17 protein-coding genes and 2 pseudogenes are annotated in these 18840 nt (G+C 63.9%); 11 read left to right on the forward strand and 8 right to left on the reverse strand.

Going from position 1 to position 18840, the window contains the following annotated elements; all coding sequences use genetic code 11:
• Positions 1–391: 391 nt before the first annotated feature.
• From JMJ55_RS29310 to JMJ55_RS29330, 5 genes are all read left to right on the forward strand, one after another.
• Positions 392–700: a hypothetical protein gene (locus tag JMJ55_RS29310; RefSeq protein WP_202829151.1), complete on the forward strand. Its 309-nt coding sequence runs from the start codon at positions 392–394 to the stop codon at positions 698–700.
• Positions 701–1951: 1251 nt separating this feature from the next.
• Positions 1952–2272, forward strand: a complete 321-nt coding sequence (locus JMJ55_RS29315; RefSeq protein ID WP_202829152.1) for a hypothetical protein — start codon at positions 1952–1954, stop codon at positions 2270–2272.
• 197 nt (positions 2273–2469) lie between these two features.
• The gene (locus JMJ55_RS32250) at positions 2470–3957 is read left to right on the forward strand and encodes an FAD/NAD(P)-binding protein (protein ID WP_407927576.1); all 1488 of its coding nucleotides are present in this window, start codon (positions 2470–2472) and stop codon (positions 3955–3957) included.
• Between the two features lie 607 nt (positions 3958–4564).
• Complete coding sequence (locus JMJ55_RS29325; RefSeq protein WP_202829154.1) at positions 4565–5065, forward strand: hypothetical protein; 501 nt, start codon at positions 4565–4567, stop codon at positions 5063–5065.
• 13 nt (positions 5066–5078) lie between these two features.
• On the forward strand, positions 5079–5372 hold the full coding sequence (locus tag JMJ55_RS29330) for a GYD domain-containing protein (protein WP_202829155.1): 294 nt from the start codon (positions 5079–5081) through the stop codon (positions 5370–5372).
• A 314-nt stretch (positions 5373–5686) separates the two neighbouring features.
• Here the strand turns inward: JMJ55_RS29330 and JMJ55_RS29335 are convergent, their stop codons facing one another.
• The 3 genes and pseudogenes from JMJ55_RS29335 to JMJ55_RS31350 all read right to left on the reverse strand — a co-directional run.
• On the reverse strand, positions 5687–6649 hold the full coding sequence (locus tag JMJ55_RS29335; protein WP_236034227.1) for an LLM class flavin-dependent oxidoreductase: 963 nt from the start codon (positions 6647–6649) through the stop codon (positions 5687–5689).
• A 140-nt stretch (positions 6650–6789) separates the two neighbouring features.
• Entirely contained in the window at positions 6790–7113 is a 324-nt protein-coding gene (locus JMJ55_RS29340; RefSeq protein WP_202829157.1) for a hypothetical protein, read from the reverse strand.
• Positions 7110–7826, reverse strand: a pseudogene (locus JMJ55_RS31350) (IS5 family transposase); the annotation flags it as partial. The pseudogene JMJ55_RS31350 and the gene JMJ55_RS29340, both read right to left, overlap by 4 nt.
• Before the next feature lie 113 nt (positions 7827–7939).
• Here JMJ55_RS31350 and JMJ55_RS31355 point away from each other — a divergent pair.
• Positions 7940–8232: pseudogene (locus tag JMJ55_RS31355) on the forward strand (IS3 family transposase); the annotation flags it as partial.
• A 74-nt stretch (positions 8233–8306) separates the two neighbouring features.
• Here JMJ55_RS31355 and JMJ55_RS29350 read toward each other — a convergent pair.
• The 4 genes from JMJ55_RS29350 to JMJ55_RS29365 all read right to left on the reverse strand — a co-directional run bounded on the left by JMJ55_RS29350 (position 8307) and on the right by JMJ55_RS29365 (position 10768).
• On the reverse strand, positions 8307–8765 hold the full coding sequence (locus JMJ55_RS29350; protein ID WP_202829158.1) for a hypothetical protein: 459 nt from the start codon (positions 8763–8765) through the stop codon (positions 8307–8309).
• A gap of 225 nt (positions 8766–8990) precedes the next feature.
• On the reverse strand, positions 8991–9461 hold the full coding sequence (locus JMJ55_RS29355) for a response regulator (protein WP_236034223.1): 471 nt from the start codon (positions 9459–9461) through the stop codon (positions 8991–8993).
• Between the two features lie 72 nt (positions 9462–9533).
• Positions 9534–10187 carry a hypothetical protein gene (locus tag JMJ55_RS29360; RefSeq protein ID WP_202829159.1) on the reverse strand — a complete coding sequence of 218 codons (654 nt, stop codon included), beginning with the start codon at positions 10185–10187 and terminating at the stop codon, positions 9534–9536.
• Positions 10188–10561: 374 nt separating this feature from the next.
• Complete coding sequence (locus JMJ55_RS29365) at positions 10562–10768, reverse strand: hypothetical protein (protein ID WP_202829160.1); 207 nt, start codon at positions 10766–10768, stop codon at positions 10562–10564.
• A gap of 80 nt (positions 10769–10848) precedes the next feature.
• Between JMJ55_RS29365 and JMJ55_RS29370 the strand changes: the two genes are divergently transcribed.
• From JMJ55_RS29370 to hflX, 5 genes are all read left to right on the forward strand, one after another.
• Positions 10849–13878 carry a PAS domain-containing protein gene (locus tag JMJ55_RS29370; protein WP_202829161.1) on the forward strand — a complete coding sequence of 1010 codons (3030 nt, stop codon included), beginning with the start codon at positions 10849–10851 and terminating at the stop codon, positions 13876–13878.
• A 14-nt stretch (positions 13879–13892) separates the two neighbouring features.
• Positions 13893–14621, forward strand: coding sequence for a response regulator transcription factor (locus tag JMJ55_RS29375; protein WP_236034225.1), 729 nt, complete (start codon positions 13893–13895; stop codon positions 14619–14621).
• 483 nt (positions 14622–15104) lie between these two features.
• Positions 15105–15782, forward strand: a complete 678-nt coding sequence (locus JMJ55_RS29385) for a recombinase family protein (RefSeq protein WP_202829163.1) — start codon at positions 15105–15107, stop codon at positions 15780–15782.
• Positions 15779–16051 carry a hypothetical protein gene (locus JMJ55_RS29390; RefSeq protein WP_202829164.1) on the forward strand — a complete coding sequence of 91 codons (273 nt, stop codon included), beginning with the start codon at positions 15779–15781 and terminating at the stop codon, positions 16049–16051. Before JMJ55_RS29385 ends, JMJ55_RS29390 begins: the two co-directional genes overlap by 4 nt.
• 602 nt (positions 16052–16653) lie before the next feature.
• Positions 16654–18006: a GTPase HflX gene (hflX, locus tag JMJ55_RS29395; protein ID WP_202829165.1), complete on the forward strand. Its 1353-nt coding sequence runs from the start codon at positions 16654–16656 to the stop codon at positions 18004–18006.
• 213 nt (positions 18007–18219) lie between these two features.
• Here hflX and JMJ55_RS29400 read toward each other — a convergent pair.
• A partial coding sequence (locus JMJ55_RS29400; RefSeq protein ID WP_456237089.1) for a hypothetical protein occupies positions 18220–18840 on the reverse strand: 621 nt, incomplete at its 5' end.

Below are 18840 nucleotides of genomic sequence, written 5' to 3' on the forward strand. Positions count from 1 at the left end.
ATCCGTCTCATGCTCCACCGCCTCGCTCACCCGAACCGCAAGCGACTTCCTGCCCCGTAGCTTTCAAAACAGCCTTTAAGTCCGGCGTGCCGTTTCGCCGCAAGGGGCGGCGCCTTCAAAATAATTCGCATGTTGGGCCCTCTTTGGCGACACCGCAAAGCAGTTCCCCCTGACCATATCGACAGAGGTCATTCACGGCCGTTGGAAATGATAGCATTAATGCACGCGCCGCTGGTTTTTGTTCTTCTTGCCAACTTGCCTGATTGTTCGGCGTCGTATCGCACACACCGATAAGGGGGTATTATCGCATGTGATCGGGCGCTGGCCTCAGCCCTTACCCATTGCGCGTGGTGGGCTGGTGCCGGGAGCTGCGGCACCCGACATCCGGGGCATGACCTCGCCGCCCTCTGACCAGATGCCGCCCGCGAAGCCGAAGATCTCGCCCGAGGAGCATCGGCGCCGCACCGCCGATCGGCTGACGACCATCCGGTTTCGGATGGCGATTGGCCGCGAGTTAGATGGTCGAGGCATCACTACGCCTGCCGGGATCGCCGCCGCTCTTGGGATGCCGGTGGCCGAAGCAACTTCCCTGCTAAACCGGAAGCAGTGGCGCGACGGGGATGTGGCGCTGCTTGAGGTCGTGGCGGCCTGGCTCGGCGTGCAGGTGTCGGAACCAGCAAGCGACGATTGGCCAAGCTAACCAGCGCCACTGTCCGCAGCGTCGTGCCGGGAACCTGCATCATGGCCTCAGGGTCGTCGCTGTCCGGCAGCCCGACCAAGCCCTCAGGCCCGATCAGGCTGACCTCCGTGGCGTCGCCGTCCGCCATATAGGCCAGCATCGAGGCCCACCCGTTTCAGGGAAATAGACGGTAGTGATCGGCTTTCCCGGCTCTTGTAGCACCTGTCGCATACCGAGTTCGGCAGGCTTGAGGTGGGGCCAGAGCCAGGAGAGGTCTTCGGGTCACCTGCCCCGGGCATCCAGGTCTTTGGTCGGGCGGGGCAGGTCGCCTATCGGGCGGGCTTACCTCATGTAGGCTGCTCGGTGGTGTTGGCCAAACGCCTCTTGAGCGAGGTCACGACCTCAGCGAACTCCCCGAAGGCCTCCTCGGCGCGGGCCGTTAGAATGTCGAGAGCGCGCTCCGTAGGGTGCAGCACCTTCAAGCGCGCATGGCCTGGTGCCAGTTCAGAGGTAACGAAACCCTGGCGTTCGAGGGTGATCACGACCCGTGACAACGTTGGCGCGCTGAGCAGTCCGTCGGCTCGTATAACCAGATCTCGCTGTGTGATCCTCTCAGCACGCAAATGGGCGAGCAGCACCTCGAGTGCGACCCAGAGAGCTTCGCGTGCGCAGTGTGGCGGATGCGGTCCAAAAATATCTCTGATGGCCTCAAACTGCCGCCTCACTCCTGTCAGATGCAAGGCCGCAACGGCCTCCGCATGCGCATGGTGTGGCATATCCGACCATGGAGCGTCGGGAGGGGCACCCCGACTTTGAACGAAAACCATAATTACGCAGCCCATAAATCCGGAGTTGAGACAACAAACGTCTTCCGCTTAAGTTGCGCTGTACGATTTCGTGCACAATGGCAATTCCAAGCCGCAGAGAGTTCCGCGCAATTTATCGGATGCGGAAACACATGTTCGTGTATTTCATCTTGAACGATACTCGGTGTAACTCACGACCGTGGGAGCGAATGAGAAAGCACAAAGACCTTTAGGGCTGCGCCACAAAGTTCGTGAGGAACGTCCCGCCTAACTGATGAAAGAGCGCAGCGTTGGCTGGGTAAATGGCCCGAATCGCTCCCACCATTTCCTGCTGCATTAAACTTTAGGACGACTTCTTAAGTCTCTGGATCGCTGGCAACCAGATCGTCATGGTTGCAATACTTCCCAATAATGGTGCCGCTTGTGGGCGTGAGCGTCCATTCACGGCGGCGGGAGCGCAGCATCGATGATCGATACCTACCTTCTTGGCGCCGCTAACTGGGATCAGACGGCATCGTCGACGCCTTGGCTGCAAGCCGGCGCTCGGCTTGAGCTTCAGCGCAGCGGTAACCCGACCGTCTCCTCCTCCACCCGCAGCAAGGCGCCAAGCCGCCTCGAAGTCCGTACTCAAGACGGCAACATGCTCGGCTACCTGCCGCCGGAGGACGCTGACGAGATTACCGAACGTATGGCGGCCGGAGCCTCCGCGATGGTGTTTGTCCGAGGTGTTGTGCCGGCCTTCCGCCGTCCGCGTGTGCAGCTTGTGGTCAAGCTTGTGGCCGCCTGAACTGTCATCTCCAGAGGGCTGCGGCGTTGAAGTGGTGCGCCGAAGCTGGGTGAGCCAGCAGAATGCACCGAAGTTTCCGGCACATTCCTCAGGACTGACGGCGAATAGGGACACGGGCTTTCGAAGGGCCTCTGCCTCGTTCCAAGTAGGGCGGCCCACCCAACCTTCGTCCCCGCTCAGATATGGAATGATCGTCAGTGATACCGCCGCATGGTTCGCCATCAAGCCGAAACGAGCCGCCTATACGCGTTGTCGTCGTCGGCGGTGGATTTTCGGGAGCCGTGTTCGCAATCCATCTTGCGCGGCAGACATGCGCCGCAGTTTCGGTCCAGATCGTGGAGCCCAGGGCTACACTCGGAGCCGGCCTCGCTTACAGCACAACCGATCCAGCGCACCGGGTGAACGTGCCCGCTGCCGGGATGACGCTCCTGCCCAGCGAGCCGCATCACTTTACGCGTTGGCTGGACCGCCGGCGAGCGATCGAAGCGGATCCCAGTATGGTAGACGCACTTGGGTTGTTCCCTCGTCGAGCCCTGTTCGGCACCTATGTAGCGGAGACGTTGGCAGAAGCGCATGGTGGCCTGGCCACCATCCAACATATCCGAGATGCCGCCACGCGTATGACGAAATGGGGACACGTCTGGCGCATTGAGCTGGGGAATGGCGGACGCCTCGAGGCCGACCTGGTCGTACTCGCCACAGGTCACCCGCCACCAGCCGTACCGCCTGCTTTAGGCGGCGTTTTCTCAAAGCACCGCAAGATCATCGTAAACCCTTGGGCCGAGAGAGCGCTGGCAGAGGTCCGCGCCACCGACGATATCCTGATCCTGGGTACCGGCTTGACCATGGCCGACATCGTTGCATCGCTCGAGTTGCGTGGGCACCGAGGTCGGATCACCGCGGTGTCCAGGCGCGGATTGCTATCGCGCCCCCACGAGCGTCCTATTAGTCAGGCCTGGAGCGAGTTCGCGAGCACGCCCTGGAAGTCCGCAGGCGACCTGGTCCGGCAGGTCCGCACTGCCGTGACGGCAGCAGCAGCGGCTGGCCGGCCTTGGCAGGCTGTCATCAGGGCCCTAGTACGAGACGCCCAAGTAATCTGGGCCGCATTGCCCGAAGAGGAGCGGCTGCGGCTTCTCCGACATTTGCGGCCGTATTGGGACGTGCACCGGTATCGCGCTGCACCGCAAGCTGAACAGGCTGTCCACAACGCCAAGGAGGACGGACGCCTTGAGGTCTTCACGGCAACTCTCAGCGACGTTGTTTCGGTTGGCACTCGCTTGGATGTCACGTTGCGGCCGCGAGGGAAAGGCGCGCTTGCGCAGCTACGACGACAGGTGGATGCGGTGGTGTTGGCCATTGGCCCTGCCCATCGGGACATAACCGCCAAAAACTCTGCATTAGCGTCCCTGGTATCGGCCGGCTTACTGCGTGGCGACTCATACTCCCTCGGTGTGCATGTCGACCGACACAGTCGCGTCCTCAATAGCGAGGGTCAGCCGGACGACAGGTTGCTCGCAGTGGGACCGTTGGCCAGGGGCACCTTCGGTGAACTCGTCGGCCTCCCGCATGTCACCGAACACGCAGCTGCCGTCGCGGGTCAGGCAGCTCGATGGATCGAGGCATCGGCTGCAAGACCTCACTCCGCCCGCCGTCAGGACCCTTGGAACAGCTTACAGCCTGTCTGAGCCGAAGCTGCTTGACTGGCTTCGCTGACTTGCTCTGTGGGGGCTTATCGCATGTGTGGATGCCCGCTGCGGGTCAAGGCGAATCAGCGACGCAGGCACCGAGAGCATGGGTGCGGTCCTGTTCATGTCCAGCTGCCGCTGTCGCTGCTGGTATCCGGCAGCGCCGAAGTGATTAGCGAGCCTTTGAAGAAGGCGTAGCCTGATTTCGCCTTTGGGATCGAAGCCGGTCCGCATGGCTAGTTCGGGAGAAAACATGTGGCCAAAGGATAACAGCAGAACGGCCGAGAGCAGAAGAAGCTGAACAGGACAAACCGACCGTGGCGGCTTGGCGATCAGCGTTACCGGCTTTGCATGATGGGCCAGTGATACCGAGTCCCACGAAAAAGAAATAGAAGGCGGCGGCAGCAACATCTTGCGGTTGGTTGCGGGCCCACCACTCCCGCATCAAACAGGGGAGGGCGAATACATGAGCGACGGTTCATGGTACCTCACACTGCGGAAGTACAATGCGTCGGGGCCGCCTGAGGAAATCGGCCGCAGAGTGCGTGAGGACCTACTCCCGCGGCTCGCCCAAGCGGCTGGATTTCGGGCCTACTATGCAGCCAGGATGGATGGCGGCAGCGGCGTATTTGCCGTTTCGGTGTTTGCCGACCGAGATGCCATGCTGGCTGCGAACGCCTACGCCAAGGCTTGGGCCGAGCCAAACCTCGGGGCACTTCTGACCGCTGCGCCAGAGGTCAAAACCGTAGCGGTGACGGTGCATCTCGATGCGGCGCGGCAGGGCCAGGACAGCTATGTGCTGGTCCGCATGACAGAGGGTCTTGGGCCGTCCTCGGCCTTGTTGCCGACAGTTCAGGAAAGGCTCGTACCCCTGACCCTCGAGCAGCCTGGGTTCCGGCATCTCTACAGTGGGCGCGACGAGGCGCAGGGTGACCTGGCCGTCAGCGTTTCCGTGTTCAGCAACCGAAGTACGGCGATAGCGGCGCATGCCCAGGTTGCCGCACTGATGGCGCGACACCGGGACCTCTGGCCGAAGCCGGCGCGGATCGTGCTGTCAGGTGAAGTCTTGGCCGCTGCCATTGCCGAGAAAGCCGATCCCCACCTATAGAGGATATGCGGCCATGACGACCTTCATCGCGCTTGGCAACTGGACCGAACAGGGCGCACGCACCATCGTTGACTCACCTCGCCGGCTCGATACTGCCAAGAAGCAGCTTGAGGAGATGGGAGGACGATTTGTCTCCTTCTGGATGACCATGGGCGGGTATGACTTGGTTCTGGTCTACGAAGCTCCTGATGATGCCGTCGCGGCCAGGTTCAGCCTGATATTAGGCAGGCTTGGCGCGGTACGGACGACGACGCTGACGGCATTCTCCGAATTGTCGTACCGGCAGATCGTTGGCTCGTTGCAGTAGCAGCCACGCGGCGCATTCCGTCTGTAGGCTCGCACCGGTTCGTGCAAACATTGATGCAAATGTATCAAATAACCGGCTGCGGCGTTTCATGGGCATCCGGCGCCGCGCTGGAGAAACGGGAAGAACGTACAGGCGGCCGGGGGACCATAATCCTCAGCGCTCCCGGACCTGCACGACGCCGGTCCGGTGCCCACCCTTTCCGCCGGAGCCACCTCCGCCAGCCGCCGGGCCATGAGCGACCCCGCCACACCTGCGCCGCAGCTTACGCCCAGGTCGCTGTGCGCGACACCGGCCACGGACAAGGACCGGCCTGTTTATGCGCGGTCCAGCAGTTCAAGAACGGGCACCATGGCGTCGACCGTGGCCCGGGTGTTCGGCTCCAGCCAGATCTGCACATGGCTGATGCCCTCACGCGCGAAGGCCCGGAGCTTTTCCGCAAGTGCCTCTGCCGTGCCTGCAGGCGAGGCGCCCAGCGCCGTCCTGAACGCGCGGTGCCCTTCGGGAGCCTCCCCGCCATAGGCGCCCGGCAGATCGAACAGCAGGAGCATGGTGCGGAGTAGCGACTTCGGGTCCCGGCCTGCCTTGATGCAGGCGTCATCCATCGCCTCGCGCATCGGGACGACCTTCTCCGGCGCATCGACGCGCAGCCCGTTCCAGTAATCGGCATACTGGGCCGCCAGCCGCCGGGTCCGGGGAGCCTTGGCTCCCATCAGGATGGGAGGGCCGGTCCGCCGGGGTCCACGTGGCAAGAGCTCGCACTCACGGGTGCTGTAATATGCTCCCTCGAAGTCGACCTTACCGGTCCGAAGCAGCGCGTGGATGATCTGCAACGCCTCGTCGAAGCGGCCGACCAAGTGATCCAGAGGGTAGCCGAACTGGCGGAATTCGATTTCATGGTATCCAGCGCCGAGACCCAGGACGAGACGGCCGTTGCTGATCTCGTCGACCGTGTCCGCCATCTTTGCCAGCAGCGCTGGATTCCTGAAGCTGGTGCAGGAGACGAGAGGCCCGATCTCGACCCGCTCCGTCACAGCCGCCACCGAGGAAAGGATCGACCAGGCTTCCCATACACCCCAGGGCGGGACATCCGGAATCCCTCCCATCTGAGCGAAGTCGTAAACCAGGTGATCGGGTAGCCAGAGGGAGTCGAAGCCAGCCGCTTCCGCGTGCTGCGCCAACGCTTTGATGTCCCTCCATCGCGCTTTTGTCCGGCCGTGATCGTGTTCGAGCGGCAGGACGAGGCCGACTTTGAGCGGCCGGCCTGTAGGTTGGACCATCTGGATCAACTCCCCAGAGCTCCGCGATCACCGTCGCATTCCGCTCGGCTCCCAGTGAAGACCAGTAACCCTGCGGCTGGTTAGCTAATTCTCGTCCCCGAAGCCATTTCAACCATTGGGTCTAGCAGGCTGCTGAAGAGCTACCAACGGCGGGCGGCAAAAGATGGCTCGTCGCCGAGGCGGAAGCGGATATCGCCGGTTATGGTGCCGTCCTCTTCAAGTTCGGCGTCGCCATCCCCGCAAGCGTGGTCCATCTCGTCACTTCCTTCCCAGCTGAAGTGGATGCTGTGGCTGCCGAAATAGCAATCGAGCCCGCCTTGGACGGCTCCGATGGCGAACTCGCCATGACCATCCATATTAAACTGAATGTAGCCGGGTCCGAGGAGGTCGATGAACTCGGCGTCCCAGAGTTCCATACTGGTGATCCGCCACTTGCCGAGCAGGGGGTGCTCCTCGGTGCTCATGGCTGGGCGGCTCCGAGGAGCTTCGGCAGACGGACGAGGTTGTAGGCGGCCATAGCGAAGGTAAACTGCCAGTCGATCTTGGGCAGGCCACGATGGCGCGCCTTGCGCAGGCCAGCGACGGTTTTAGCCCAGCCGAATGCTTCCTCGATCTGATTCCTGATGCGCAGGCTAACTGCATAGCCGGGGTGGCGGGTGGTCGGGCCATCAATCGCCGAGCGCCGCCCGCTGGTGTTCTGCGCCACATGTGGTGTCACGTTGATCTCGCGGAGTTCGGCGACGAAGTCTCCCGTGTCAAAGCCCTTATCGCCGCCCAGGATGACCTTCTGAGGTCGGCCGGCATGGAGTTCCACCATGTGCAGCGCAGCCAGCCTCTCGGCATGGCCCGAGACGTGGGTGACAGCAGCGCCAACAATCAGCCCGTTCCTGTTCTCCATTAGCGCATGCCCCATAGAGCACAGCTTCGCTTCCTTGCCGCGGTCCTTGCGGTACAGCTGGGCATCCGGGTCGGTCGTTGAGGCATGGGTGTCGTTGCTCCGCTGCTGATCATGGAAGTCCTGCTGGCCGTTGCGTCCGCTATCAGGCGGTGGGCCGGAGCCATCTTTCGGGCAGAAGCTCTTGGTGCTGGCTCAAGCGTCCAGGAGCGTACCGTCCACCGAAAAATGCTCGGCCGACAGCACCTGTCTGATCTCTGGCTGCGCCAGCACCGTAACTAGCACTACCTGGGTAGAAACGAAAGTTTTTCCATGTTTTCAAACGGTTAACGGCTGAGGGTGGAATTTCGTATCACCTCGCTGAGCTTGGCATTGTCACCGCTAAAGGCGCTGGCAAGTGCGTGGAGCGCATCTGGCAGCGCCCGTGACTGAAGGTGCCGCGGCGGCAGCCGAAGCGGAGCCGGCTGTGGCTAAACGACGGCTCCTGTGGCCGTGCTGGCCGGGACACGTCTGGGCCTGTGACTTTGTGCAGGGCCGGGCGCATTACTGGCGGCAGTTCTGGATGCTGATGGAGATCGACGAGTACACGCGGCCATGTTTGGCAATCGTGGTGGCACGGCGGTTGGCCACGAACGACGTACTCCAACTGCTCTGCGACCTGTTCGTCAAGCGCAGGCCGTCCGGGCACTGTCTGGCGTCGCGGCCCATGAGACAGGCTGGGCAGGTTGAGGATGCCTTCATGGATAGCCGGTCATCGAAAGATCATCTCACCCTCCTGTTCAAGGGCAGCAACCTTGAGAAGAAGCTGTCGGCGTTGACATCGTGGAACTCCACCTTCCGCTCAAGTGGGTCCAATGGCTCGCCGGCCGCGAACAGCTTCATATTCACGGACCCTTCGGCAAGGAGGGCGCGGAGTTGTCTGGGCAGAGCGAGGATCACAGCCAGCCCGCCATCATCGCCGATCGGCCAGTCGAGAACATTTTGCCAAAAGTCCCGTAGAGCCTCCTGCTCCCAGGTGTGGTGACGGGGCTGCCAATCATGGCTCAAGCCCAACCGGGTGCGCAGCCACCCATCATCGACCGGCTTACCGCCTACCATCAGGCCCACATAGTGGAGATATTCGAGCATCTCGGCCGTCGCCTGTGCGGCACGGGCTGCCTCACTCTTGCGGAACTGCTCAATGTCCTCTGGAAAAAACTCATCGACATGGTGATCGCTCATAGCTCTGTCCTCCGCTTGCAAGCCTGGGTAAGGCTGAACCGAGACGATAGTGGGGGAAGCCCCTTCGCGACGCTCGATCATCCCTCGACCATCGCCCGACGGCTAAATCCCCAGTGCCGCGCTGCACCGCCTGCAACCGCATGCTCAGTCGTGCCGACGATCCTCTCAGCGCTGATGAAGGTGGCGACGGTGGAAGCTGCGTGCTCGCAATCGAGAATGGCATCACTATACCTGCGGGATGGCGCTACGACGCCCTTGTGGCGTGGTGGAATGATTGGCGGCCAAGCCCTCGACGGCGGCGACCAATGCGTTGAGGGAGAACGGCTTCGTCAAGACCGCCGCAGCATGCTCACCCCGGTCGCAGTCCTCGCCATAGCCTGTGGCGTAGACGAACGGCACGCCGAGGGCGGCCAGACGATCGGCAACCGGCGAGACCGCCGCACCATGGAGGTTCATATCGAGCACGGCGGCGCTCAGCCCGCCGTCGGATGCTGCAGATTCGATCAGCCCCAACGCCTCGTTCACGGAGGAAGCAGGGCCGACGACCTTAGCTCCGGCGTCGCTGAGCCAATCCGCGACCAGCATGGCGAGCAGCACCACGTCCTCAACGACAAGGACCCGCTGGCCTTTCAGCGCGGGGCGGTAGAGGGGGGAGCGGTAGCCGAGGAAAGTGAAGGGATCAGCGGAGAGGGCCATAGAGGGCTCCTGTGACAGAGGGATGGCCGGAGCGCTGGCCTCTGTCGGCCGCCCGCGCCGAAAGTCGCCCACCTATCGCGCCGCTGCGCCGGTGCCCGATGCTTGTTCCTGGCCCCCGCCATGCCGCAGCGCCCTGGTCCACGTCTCCAGCGGCCGCAATGTGTCCTCGGCGGTGCGGTGCGCGGCCCGCAGGATGGCGGTCTGGCTTCCGGCAAGGGCATCGAAGTATTCGCGTGCCATTCGCTGCTGCAGTTCGATCACCGCACCCGGACTGGCCAGCCGGAACACCTCCTGCGTGATGCGCAAATTGGCTCGGGTGACGCCGTCCACGAGGCCTGCCACGGCCTGCTGCATGTCTCGCAGCCCGCCATTGGCGGTCGGCAGCGCAACTAGGCTGCGCATCTCCTCGGTGGTTGTCTGGATCGTCTCCGCCATCTGTCGGCTGAACTCCTCGACCTGCTTCGCCGTGGCCTCAAGCAGCTGACGGCCACTCTCGAGGCCAGCCGTTGCGGCGCAGCGGGCGACGTCTCCCACAAGGTCGTGGGTAAGATGCAGCGCCTTGGCACCGACGCGGCCGGCCTCGGCCGCCGTCTCAGCCTCTTGGCGCATCGCTTCGCTCGCGCTGGCCTGCACCGAGGCAGCACCTTGTCGCGGGCGGTCGCGCACCGCGGTGCCGCCGGTGATACCTGTGCCCTGCACCTGATTGGCCTGCTTTTCGTCGGTCATAACTATTAGACCTCTGCTATCGGAGCCGTGAGAATGGAAGACACCACGGCTGCTCGCTGCACTGCCGGGTCTTGCAAGGGCTGCGGAAAGCCCAACTGGTCCGCCCACTTGACAACATCATGAAGCGACAGCTCCGCCGATCGGCTGAAAGCCGTCCTCGAGAGAGCGGCCATGGCTGGGTCGGTGGGGTTTTCGAGGTGGGTCGGGGACGGACAACGCCCGATCCCACGACTCACTCCCGGTTACCGCCCTTGGTCGGGCGGTCTGAGTTATTGCCGGAACGCTTCTCCCTGTTGTCTTCCGAGCGAGAAGTATCGCCCAGCACCACGCTTCGGCTAAGCTTTGGGGACGTCTTTCCACCCGAAGCTGCAGTGCTATTGAGTTTGCAGCACCGCACCCGCGACGTCATTCCGTACGATTTCGGGCGCTGCCTTCTGACGTTGCGCAGGTAAGTCCGTAAAACTACCCAGGCGCAGGATGGTTATCCGATTATCCTCGCGATGTTGCGAGACTTCGGCATCGGCAGAGGTGACCAGAGCGGCGATCTTGCGTCCGCAGAAGTCGATCACTCGATCATGCATGGTCAAATCGCAAGGGCAGCCGCATCTTTCTGAAGCGGGCGAGCCGGCCGATCGGCCCATATCTAAATCGTGGGCCGGTGATGAACGCGGACGGCGCAGCCAAAGACCGAACAAAGAGGGCCGGCGTATTGGAGGCTCTTTCGTCGCACAGGCAGCCGGCAGGCAGTGCCGAGAGACGCTACGCCGCGCTGCGCAGCATGGGACTGCTCGACGCTCCGGCCGAAGAGCGCTTCGACCGGTTGACCCGGCTTGTTTGCCGCCTGATGCGTGCTCCGGTGTCACTCATCTCGCTGCTTGGCGCCGAGCGGCAGTTCTTCCTGAGTGCACAAGGCCTGCCAGGGCCCTGGGCCGGCCTGCGCCAGACATCCCTCGCCTACTCCTTTTGCCGCACGGTGGTGGAGACGGGGCTGCCGCTGGCGGTGGACGATGCGCGCGAGGATCCGCGCGTATGTGGCAACCCCGCCGTTGCGGAGCTCGGCATCGTCGCCTACCTCGCCGTGCCGCTGACGCTTCCGGATGGCTGCGTCATCGGCGCGCTTTGCGCGATCGACCGGGAGCGACGCGGCTGGACCGCGGAGGACGAGCAGGCGCTGAGAGAACTCGCCGATGTTGTTATGTCCGAGATCGCAGCCGGGCTGCGGCAGCGCGAGCTACAGGCGGCAGCGGCGGCTCTGCGGGAGAGCGAGGTGCGCTATCGAGCGCTGTTCGAGGTCTCGCCGCAAATGGTGTGGGTCGCCGATCCCGCTGGAAAGTTCACGCAGGTCAACCAGCATTATGCCGATTTCGTCGGCGTCCCCGCTGCGCAGTTGCGGGACGAGGACTGGCTCGTCCACCTCCATTCCCAGGACCGTGAGCAGGTGCGAACGGCCTGGAGTAGCGCGGTGGTAAGCGGGCGCGAGTACCAGACCGAAGCAAGAGTCCGTTGTGCCGCCGACGGAAGCTACCGTTGGGTCCTTTGCAAGGCGGTCCCGCAGCACGCCGCCGATGGCCGGGTTGAACGGTGGATTGGTGTCGGCGTCGTGATCGACGGTCGGCGGCGCGCCGAGGACGCACTGCGCCGGCGCCTACGGAAGTTGGAGCTTCTGTCCGAGGCGGCCTCGGGGCTGCTTGCCGCCGGGGACCCGGATGCGGTCTTACGGCCGCTTTTCCTTTCACTGTCGAAGGAGTTTGGGCTCGATGTCTCCTTCAGCTATGTCGTGGACGGCGACAGGCTGCGCCTCGCTTCCTGTTTCGGGATATCGGGAGCGGCCAGGGCCAGGCTGGCCCGGCCCGCATTCGGCGAGGCGGTCTGCGGCACCGTCGCGCAGACCCATCAGGCCATGTACGTCACTGACGTCCAAGCGTCGGACGAGCCGGAACTGCGGCCGATCAAGAGGTTAGGGATCCGCACCTATATCTGCCTTCCGCTTGTTGCGAGCGAAGGTCGGCTGTTCGGCACGCTGTCCTTCGGGTCACGCCAGCAGGATCGCCTCTCGGAGGGGGATCTCACCTTTCTGCGCACGGTCGCTCAGTACCTGGCAGTGGTGCGGGACCGGCAGTGCACCATTGAGGCGCTGCGCGCGAGCGAGGCCCGGCTGCATCTTGCCCTTGAAGCAGGGCGGCTTGCCTTCTGGGAGCTCGACCTGGCGACCGGGACGGTGCTGCGCGCGGCCTACCATGACCAGCTTTTCGGCTATTCCTCCCCGCTACCGGCCTGGAGCTACCAGGCTTTCATGGACCACGTCGTGCCGGAGGACCGCGCGGAGGTGAACCGCGCCTACCAGACGGCGCTCGAGAGTGAGGCCGGCGCAGCAGTCGAGTGCCGTATCCGCCTAGCCGGCGATGGCGAGTTGCGCTGGCTCGAGGTGCACGGGCAGCGGCTGCGAGCGCCGGACGGGCAGGTAACGCGCCTGATTGGCGTGCTGCGTGATGTCACAGGCCGCAAGCAGACAGAGGCGGCGCTGCGCGCCAGCGAGGCACGCCTGCGCCTGGCGCAGGAGGTGACTGGCCTGGGGACCTGGGAGTGGGATCCGGAGACGGGCGAGAACCTGTGGACGCCGGAGCAGTACGCGCTCTTCGGCCTCGATCCGGTGCGGGACGGCCCGGTTAGCTTTGGTCGCCTTCTTGCCGAATTCTTGCATCCCGACGATCGGGACAAGGTGGAATGCGCCCTGCGCGAAGCGATAGCTACGGGCCGAACCTTTGAAAGCGTGGTTCGCGCACGCCGCCGCGTGGAAGGCGGGCGGGAAACGCGCTGGTTCATCAGCCGTGGAAGCCGAGTCCGCCGCGCCGACGGCTCCCCCGGCCGGATGCTCGGGGTGACCATGGACATCACCGAGCGGCAGGCGATGGAGGCGCGGCTGCAGGAGCTGCAGGCGGAGCTGCTGCACGTCTCGCGCCTCAGCGCAGCTGGTGAGATGGCATCGGCCCTGGCCCATGAGCTGAACCAGCCTCTGACCGCCATCACCAGCGCCACCGAGGCAGCCCGTGAGATGCTCGACTCCACGCCGCTCAATGGTGCAGCAGAGGTAGCGGATGTACGCGAAGCCATGGATCTCGCGGTCGAACAGGCGCTGCGGGCCGGGCAGATCGTTTGGCGGCTCCGTGATTTCATCACTCGCGGCGAGGCCGACAAGCGGCTGGAGGAGCTGCCCAGGCTGATTGAGGAAGCCAGCGCGTTGGCGCTGACTGGCGCGCAGGAGCATGGCGTCCAGGTCGCAATCCACCTCGCCCCGCGGCTTCCATTTGTCATCGCCGACCGGATCCAGATCCAGCAAGTGTTGGTCAACCTGATCCGCAATGCGCTGGAGGCGATTGAGAACGCAGCATCTACAGTTGATGGGGCACCGTCGCAGAGCCCCAAGTTGGTGGTAACGGCGGCACCGGCCGGCCCGGGCATGGTTGAGGTCACGGTAGCCGACACTGGTCCTGGCCTGACATCGGAGATTGCCGAGCGTCTGTTCGAGCCCTTTGTCACGACCAAATCGAACGGCATGGGCATGGGCCTGTCGATTTGTCGCTCTATTGTCGAGGGGCATGGCGGGCGTCTCTGGGCCGAGCCCAATCCCGGTGGCGGGACCGTGTTCCGCTTTACCTTGCCCGCGGCGTCGGCCGATGCATCGGTCAGCTAGAGGACCTAACGGCAATGGCCAGCGGCGAGGAGTTCCGTCGGTCGGTGGATGAGATGCCGGGCGATGCTGGCCATGAGAGCAGTCGCCGCGTAGTCCATGTGATCGACGATGATGATGCGGTCCGCCGGGCGATTGCGCTGCTGCTCCGGTCCGCTCGCATTCCCACGGAAACCCATGTCTCCGGCATGGGCTTCCTTGAGGCGCTCGCCAAGGGCGGCGATGATCAAATCGGCTGCGTCCTGGTCGATGTGCGGATGCCGGGGCTAAATGGGGTCGAACTGCTGCATCGGCTTCAGGAACAGGGATTTCGACGGCCGGTCATCGTGATGACTGCGCATGGCGATGTCCCAACCGCGATCCGTGCGATGAAGGCAGGAGCAGCCGACTTCCTCGAGAAGCCGTTCAGCCGGACGGTGCTCCTGACGGCGATCAGGACGGCGCTGGAGACACCTGGGGCGGCGGAGGCGGCACCCCCGCGCCTTCCTGCCGATACGGCAGCGGCTGCAGAGGCCGGCGCGCGGATTGCTGCCTTGCCGCCACGCGAACGCCAGGTGCTAGACCTCCTGCTGGCCGGAAAGTCGAACAAGGCTATTGCCCAGGAACTCGATCTTAGCCCTCGCACGGTCGAAACCCATAGGGCGCGGCTGATGACGCGGCTCGGGGTAGCCAGCCTGGCGGAAGCAGTGCGATTCGCAATACTGGCCGAGCTTGGTGGATATAGTGAGAAGGATAGGGACGCGTAGCTCCTCTGGTTCTGATCCAGCTCCCGGTCCGGATCTACCTCGTTGAGAGATGCCATGGGCGTGTTGGTCCTGACCCCGTAGAAGCGATCCGCCGGTAATGTGAGACTGACGATCTGTGGAGGGTTTGGGATGGCAAGGAAGCACCACAAGCCGGAGGAGATTGTTGCGAAGCTGCGGCAGGTCGAGATGTTGCTGGCGCATGGAAAGACGGCAGCCGAGGCGGTTCGCACAGGTGCCGAGGATGGGTGACGACGAAGCGGCGTTAAGGGAGAACATCATAGAGGTGACCCGGCGGTATGGCCGGTATGCCTACCGCCGGATCACGGCCCTGCTGCGGGCCGAGGGCTGGCGGCGCAACCACAGACGGGTGACGCGCTAGGGTCGCATGCCATAGACGTGCGGGTTGCGGAAAGATACTGCTCTACCGGAACAGGGCAGAAGCGCAATATCCCTGTCAACGCGCGTTGGCAGGGATATTCCAAGATGGCCGCAGGCCGGTTCACTGCCTACCGCTGGGTCAGCACGGCGCAGCAGCAGGCCGTTCGCGACTTCCTCAACGACAGCGACTGGACCCTGCTGGCCGAGTTCACGGAGGTCGAAAGCGGCCGGCGGGCGGACCGGCCGGAATTGGCGAAGGCGCTGGCTGCCTGCCGGCTGCACCGGGCGGTGCTGGTCATCGCCAAGCTGGACTGCCTCTCCCGCAACGCCGCTTTCCTGTTGAACCTGCGGGACGCTGGCGTGGAGCTTGTTTGCGCGGACATGCCTGGCGCGAACCGGCTGACGGTCGAGGTTATGGTTATGGCGCTGGTCGCGGAGGACGAAGCCCAGATAATTTCCGCCCGGACACAGGCGGCGCTGGCCGCTACCAAGGCCCGCGGCAAGGTCCTGAGCGGCGCCAGGGCCGGCGGCGCGGAGCGGGCACGCAGGATTGCGGCGAAGGGCACCGCAGCCATTCAGGCCAAGGCCACGGCCTGGAGCAGAGAGCTTAAGCCGACCCTACTGGAGCTGTTCGCCGCGGGCATTACCGAGCACCGCGCCATTGCCCGCGCCCTGACTGAGTACGGCGTCCTGGCGGCCCGGGGCAGGCCTTGGTCGCATGTGCAGGTCGCGGCGCAGCTCCGCCGACTTGGAACCCTCGCCGCCCTTCGGGAGGCTGCGTGACGATCGCCGAGCAGGCCAGCGCTACCAACCGAATGCGGCGGGCACTGCTGGCGTTTCAAACCGCGAAAATTGCGTTTTTGATTGCACGCCGGCGATTTAAAGCCCTGCCCGAGGCGGAGGTGAACCAGCTTAAGGCCACGCTACGACTTACGGCGACCGAAGTGGACGCGGCTTTCAAGATGTTTTCCGCGGCCGGGCTGGTTACCGACGACAAAGACCAGCGCAGCATCACTGAGGCTCAACGGTATTTGGCGGAAAGCAAGCCATGACCCCGATTTCCGTTCTGCGCGCGGGCTCTGCCCGCTGCACCTTCCTGCACTAAAGAGGCAGGCCGCCCATCGGCTGGGGCCCCGGGCGGCCCTTCGAGTTGCATGACAAAGGGGGGTGAGCCATGCAGCTGCCCCTAACTGTATGGCACCGGGGAATGCCATACAGCTATGGCAATGCCACTCCGGCGGTTCTGTTGCGTCCTCGCCTGGCGATAACGGCGCCCCTTGGTCACTTGCTGCAGGGGGGCTTATCGCAAGTTAGGAAGCGCCAGCTTTAGCTCTTTCTCGTCGCTCGCGATGGGCTGGTGCCGAGGGCTGCGGCACCCGACATTCAGGGTATGAGCCCACCGCCGAAGATCACGCCCGATGAGCGCCGGCGCCAAACCGCCGATCGGCTGAGGGCCATTCGGTTGCGGGTGGCGATCGGCCGGGAGTTGGATGATTGGAGCATCAGCACGCCTGCCGAGATCGGCGTGCCCTCAGCCGGAGTGCTCGATGTGGTAGGGCGAGGCTAACGTTTTCGGTCATGGCGAGAGGCCAAGACCGGAGGCCTTTCCGCTGCCGACACGCCAGGTCTGGCTCCGTCTGTGTTAGGTCATGCCATGGAAACCAAGCTTCCCATCCCACTGGCCGTCCTCGTTGGCATCCAAACACCGGAGGTCGATGACGTCGCGCACGACGCCAGCCTCAAGGAACTGGGGCGCCTGGTGAAGACGCTAGGCTATGAGGTAGCTGGCACAGTGTCGCAGCGGCGCGAGGGCACCGGCGCCGGATCGTTGCTGGGCACTGGCAAGCTGGCGGAACTAGCGGCGCTGACCGGCGGCACCGGCCTGGTCGGCTCCATGGCGCAGCCCCCGAGGTCCAAAGCCCGGCAGCGGTTCGAAGAGGTGGCCGAGACGGCTGACCCAGTCGAACCCGATCGAGACGCTGCCCGCAAGCCTGAACTCGTTATCGTCGACCATGAGCTCTCACCCAGCCAGATCCGCAACCTGGAGCGCGCCACCGGCGCCCAGGTGCTCGACCGTACCGGAGTGATCGTCGAGATCTTCCACCGCCACGCGAATACACGCGAGGCGAAACTCCAGGTGGAGATGGCGCGCTTGAAATACGTGGCCCCGCGGCTGCGGGAGTCTTCGGGTGGTGGCGAGCGGCGCCAGGGGCCGGGCGCGGGCGAAAGCACTCTTGACCTCGATCGCCGAAAGATCCGCGACCGGCTATCGGAGCTGAAGGACCAGTTGGAGGCAGTGCAGCGCGATAGTGACCAGCGCCGCTCCGCCCGGCGGGATCAGCTGCGGGTGGCGCTGGTCGGCTACACCAACGCGGGCAAATCCTCGCTGATGCGGGCCCTCACCGGCAGCCAGGTGCTGGTGGAGGACAAGCTGTTCGCCACGCTCGACACCACCGTTCGTGTCTTACAGCCGGAAACCCGACCTCGCGTGCTTGTCTCCGACACGGTCGGATTCATCAAGCAACTACCACATGACTTGGTGGCCTCGTTTCGCTCCACCCTGGCGGAGGCGCTGGAAGCTTCGCTGCTGCTATTCGTAGTCGACGCCTCTGACCCGACCTATGAGGCGCAGCTAGAGGTGAGCCGCAGCGTGCTGCGCGAGATTGGCGCCGATGCGGTGCCGTCCCGCTTGGTGCTGAACAAAATGGACCAAGTGGATGAAGCCCGCCGCGTAGCTCTAACGGAAAAGCATCCAGACGCGATTCTACTTTCCGCTCATGCACCCAAAGATGTGAGCGCACTGCGGGACACCATTATCGCCTTCTTCGAGGCGGAGATGGTGGAGGATGTGCTGGTGCTGCCCCATGCGAAGCAAGGACTGCTCGGCGAGGTATATGAAAGCGCGCGGGTCTTGTCCGAAGATTACAATGAGATCGGCCGCGTGCTGAAGGTCCGCGGTCTACCGGGTGCCATCACGCGCCTGCGGCAGAGCCTCGCCACGTACTGAGCCTCACACTCCGGGAGCATCCACCGGCCGCTTCGGCGGGCTCCTGGGGACGCTGAAGGTGTGGCGCTGAAGAAGACCGTTACCACGGTCTCTCTCACCGCCCATCCGATGGTTGAGGTTGGCCGTTAGCGGGCTAGCCGCTATGGAGCAAGGACTGCCCTAGGCAGACATTCGGCATGCTGTCTGCCCTTCTGGAAGTAGTCCGCCGCGCAGCTATTCCTCCGCTCGGCTCGCACGTCGTTTTGCGACCTCGTGCTGGAAGATGGCGTCGATGATCTCGTTTGGGACGGACCTGGCCGGGCGGGAGGTGATTGCCCGGATGGTGGCGATGTCCAGCTTGGGCTCGCGGGCGGCAGTCAGCAGGCCATTGGTCTCCTGCTCGGTGTCGGTGAGCTGAGTGTAGCAGAAGCCTGCGATTCCGGTGCTGTCCAGCAAGGCCTCGACCAGCGCCCCATACAGCACCAGCAACTCCTGCGCATCGTTCGTCGTGGCATAGCCATACCAGTTCTCCCCCTCGCCAGGCTTGATGCTGAGGCCGCCGAACTCGCTGACCACCACTGGCTGCTGCTCGAAAGTCTGGCCATCCACCAGCAGGCGGTTATGGGCCGGACGGATCGCCTCGAAGGTGCGCCGGAGCGCCTCGGCAGAGCCGTAGCGCTCGGTCAACCTGGCGGGGTCCATGGCGTAGTCATGCACACCGAAGATGTCGCCGACAGCGTTCTGCCAGCCATCGTTGCCGATCACCGGGCGTGTAGAGGGCATCGTCAGGTTGAGCGAGGCTTGGCTGGCCGGGGGCGGTCCGGTAGACGGCCGGAATGAGCCTGCCAGCTGCCA

Origin of the sequence: Belnapia mucosa (assembly GCF_016775475.1) — a bacterium.
Lineage (GTDB): Bacteria > Pseudomonadota > Alphaproteobacteria > Acetobacterales > Acetobacteraceae > Belnapia > Belnapia mucosa.

Bases quoted from the DNA above. Each gene is read 5' to 3' on its own strand.
- JMJ55_RS29360 (WP_202829159.1), bottom strand. From the start codon at position 10,187: ATGACCGACGAAAAGCAGGCCAATCAGGTGCAGGGCACAGGTATCACC.
- JMJ55_RS29370 (WP_202829161.1), top strand. From the start codon at position 10,849: ATGAACGCGGACGGCGCAGCCAAAGACCGAACAAAGAGGGCCGGCGTA.
- JMJ55_RS29315 (WP_202829152.1), top strand. From the start codon at position 1,952: ATGATCGATACCTACCTTCTTGGCGCCGCTAACTGGGATCAGACGGCA.
- JMJ55_RS29355 (WP_236034223.1), bottom strand. From the start codon at position 9,461: ATGGCCCTCTCCGCTGATCCCTTCACTTTCCTCGGCTACCGCTCCCCC.
- JMJ55_RS29310 (WP_202829151.1), top strand. From the start codon at position 392: ATGACCTCGCCGCCCTCTGACCAGATGCCGCCCGCGAAGCCGAAGATC.
- JMJ55_RS29325 (WP_202829154.1), top strand. From the start codon at position 4,565: ATGGATGGCGGCAGCGGCGTATTTGCCGTTTCGGTGTTTGCCGACCGA.
- JMJ55_RS29340 (WP_202829157.1), bottom strand. From the start codon at position 7,113: ATGAGCACCGAGGAGCACCCCCTGCTCGGCAAGTGGCGGATCACCAGT.
- hflX (WP_202829165.1), top strand. From the start codon at position 16,654: ATGGAAACCAAGCTTCCCATCCCACTGGCCGTCCTCGTTGGCATCCAA.
- JMJ55_RS29385 (WP_202829163.1), top strand. From the start codon at position 15,105: ATGGCCGCAGGCCGGTTCACTGCCTACCGCTGGGTCAGCACGGCGCAG.
- JMJ55_RS29350 (WP_202829158.1), bottom strand. From the start codon at position 8,765: ATGAGCGATCACCATGTCGATGAGTTTTTTCCAGAGGACATTGAGCAG.
- JMJ55_RS29365 (WP_202829160.1), bottom strand. From the start codon at position 10,768: ATGCATGATCGAGTGATCGACTTCTGCGGACGCAAGATCGCCGCTCTG.
- JMJ55_RS29335 (WP_236034227.1), bottom strand. From the start codon at position 6,649: ATGGTCCAACCTACAGGCCGGCCGCTCAAAGTCGGCCTCGTCCTGCCG.
- JMJ55_RS29330 (WP_202829155.1), top strand. From the start codon at position 5,079: ATGACGACCTTCATCGCGCTTGGCAACTGGACCGAACAGGGCGCACGC.
- JMJ55_RS29375 (WP_236034225.1), top strand. From the start codon at position 13,893: ATGGCCAGCGGCGAGGAGTTCCGTCGGTCGGTGGATGAGATGCCGGGC.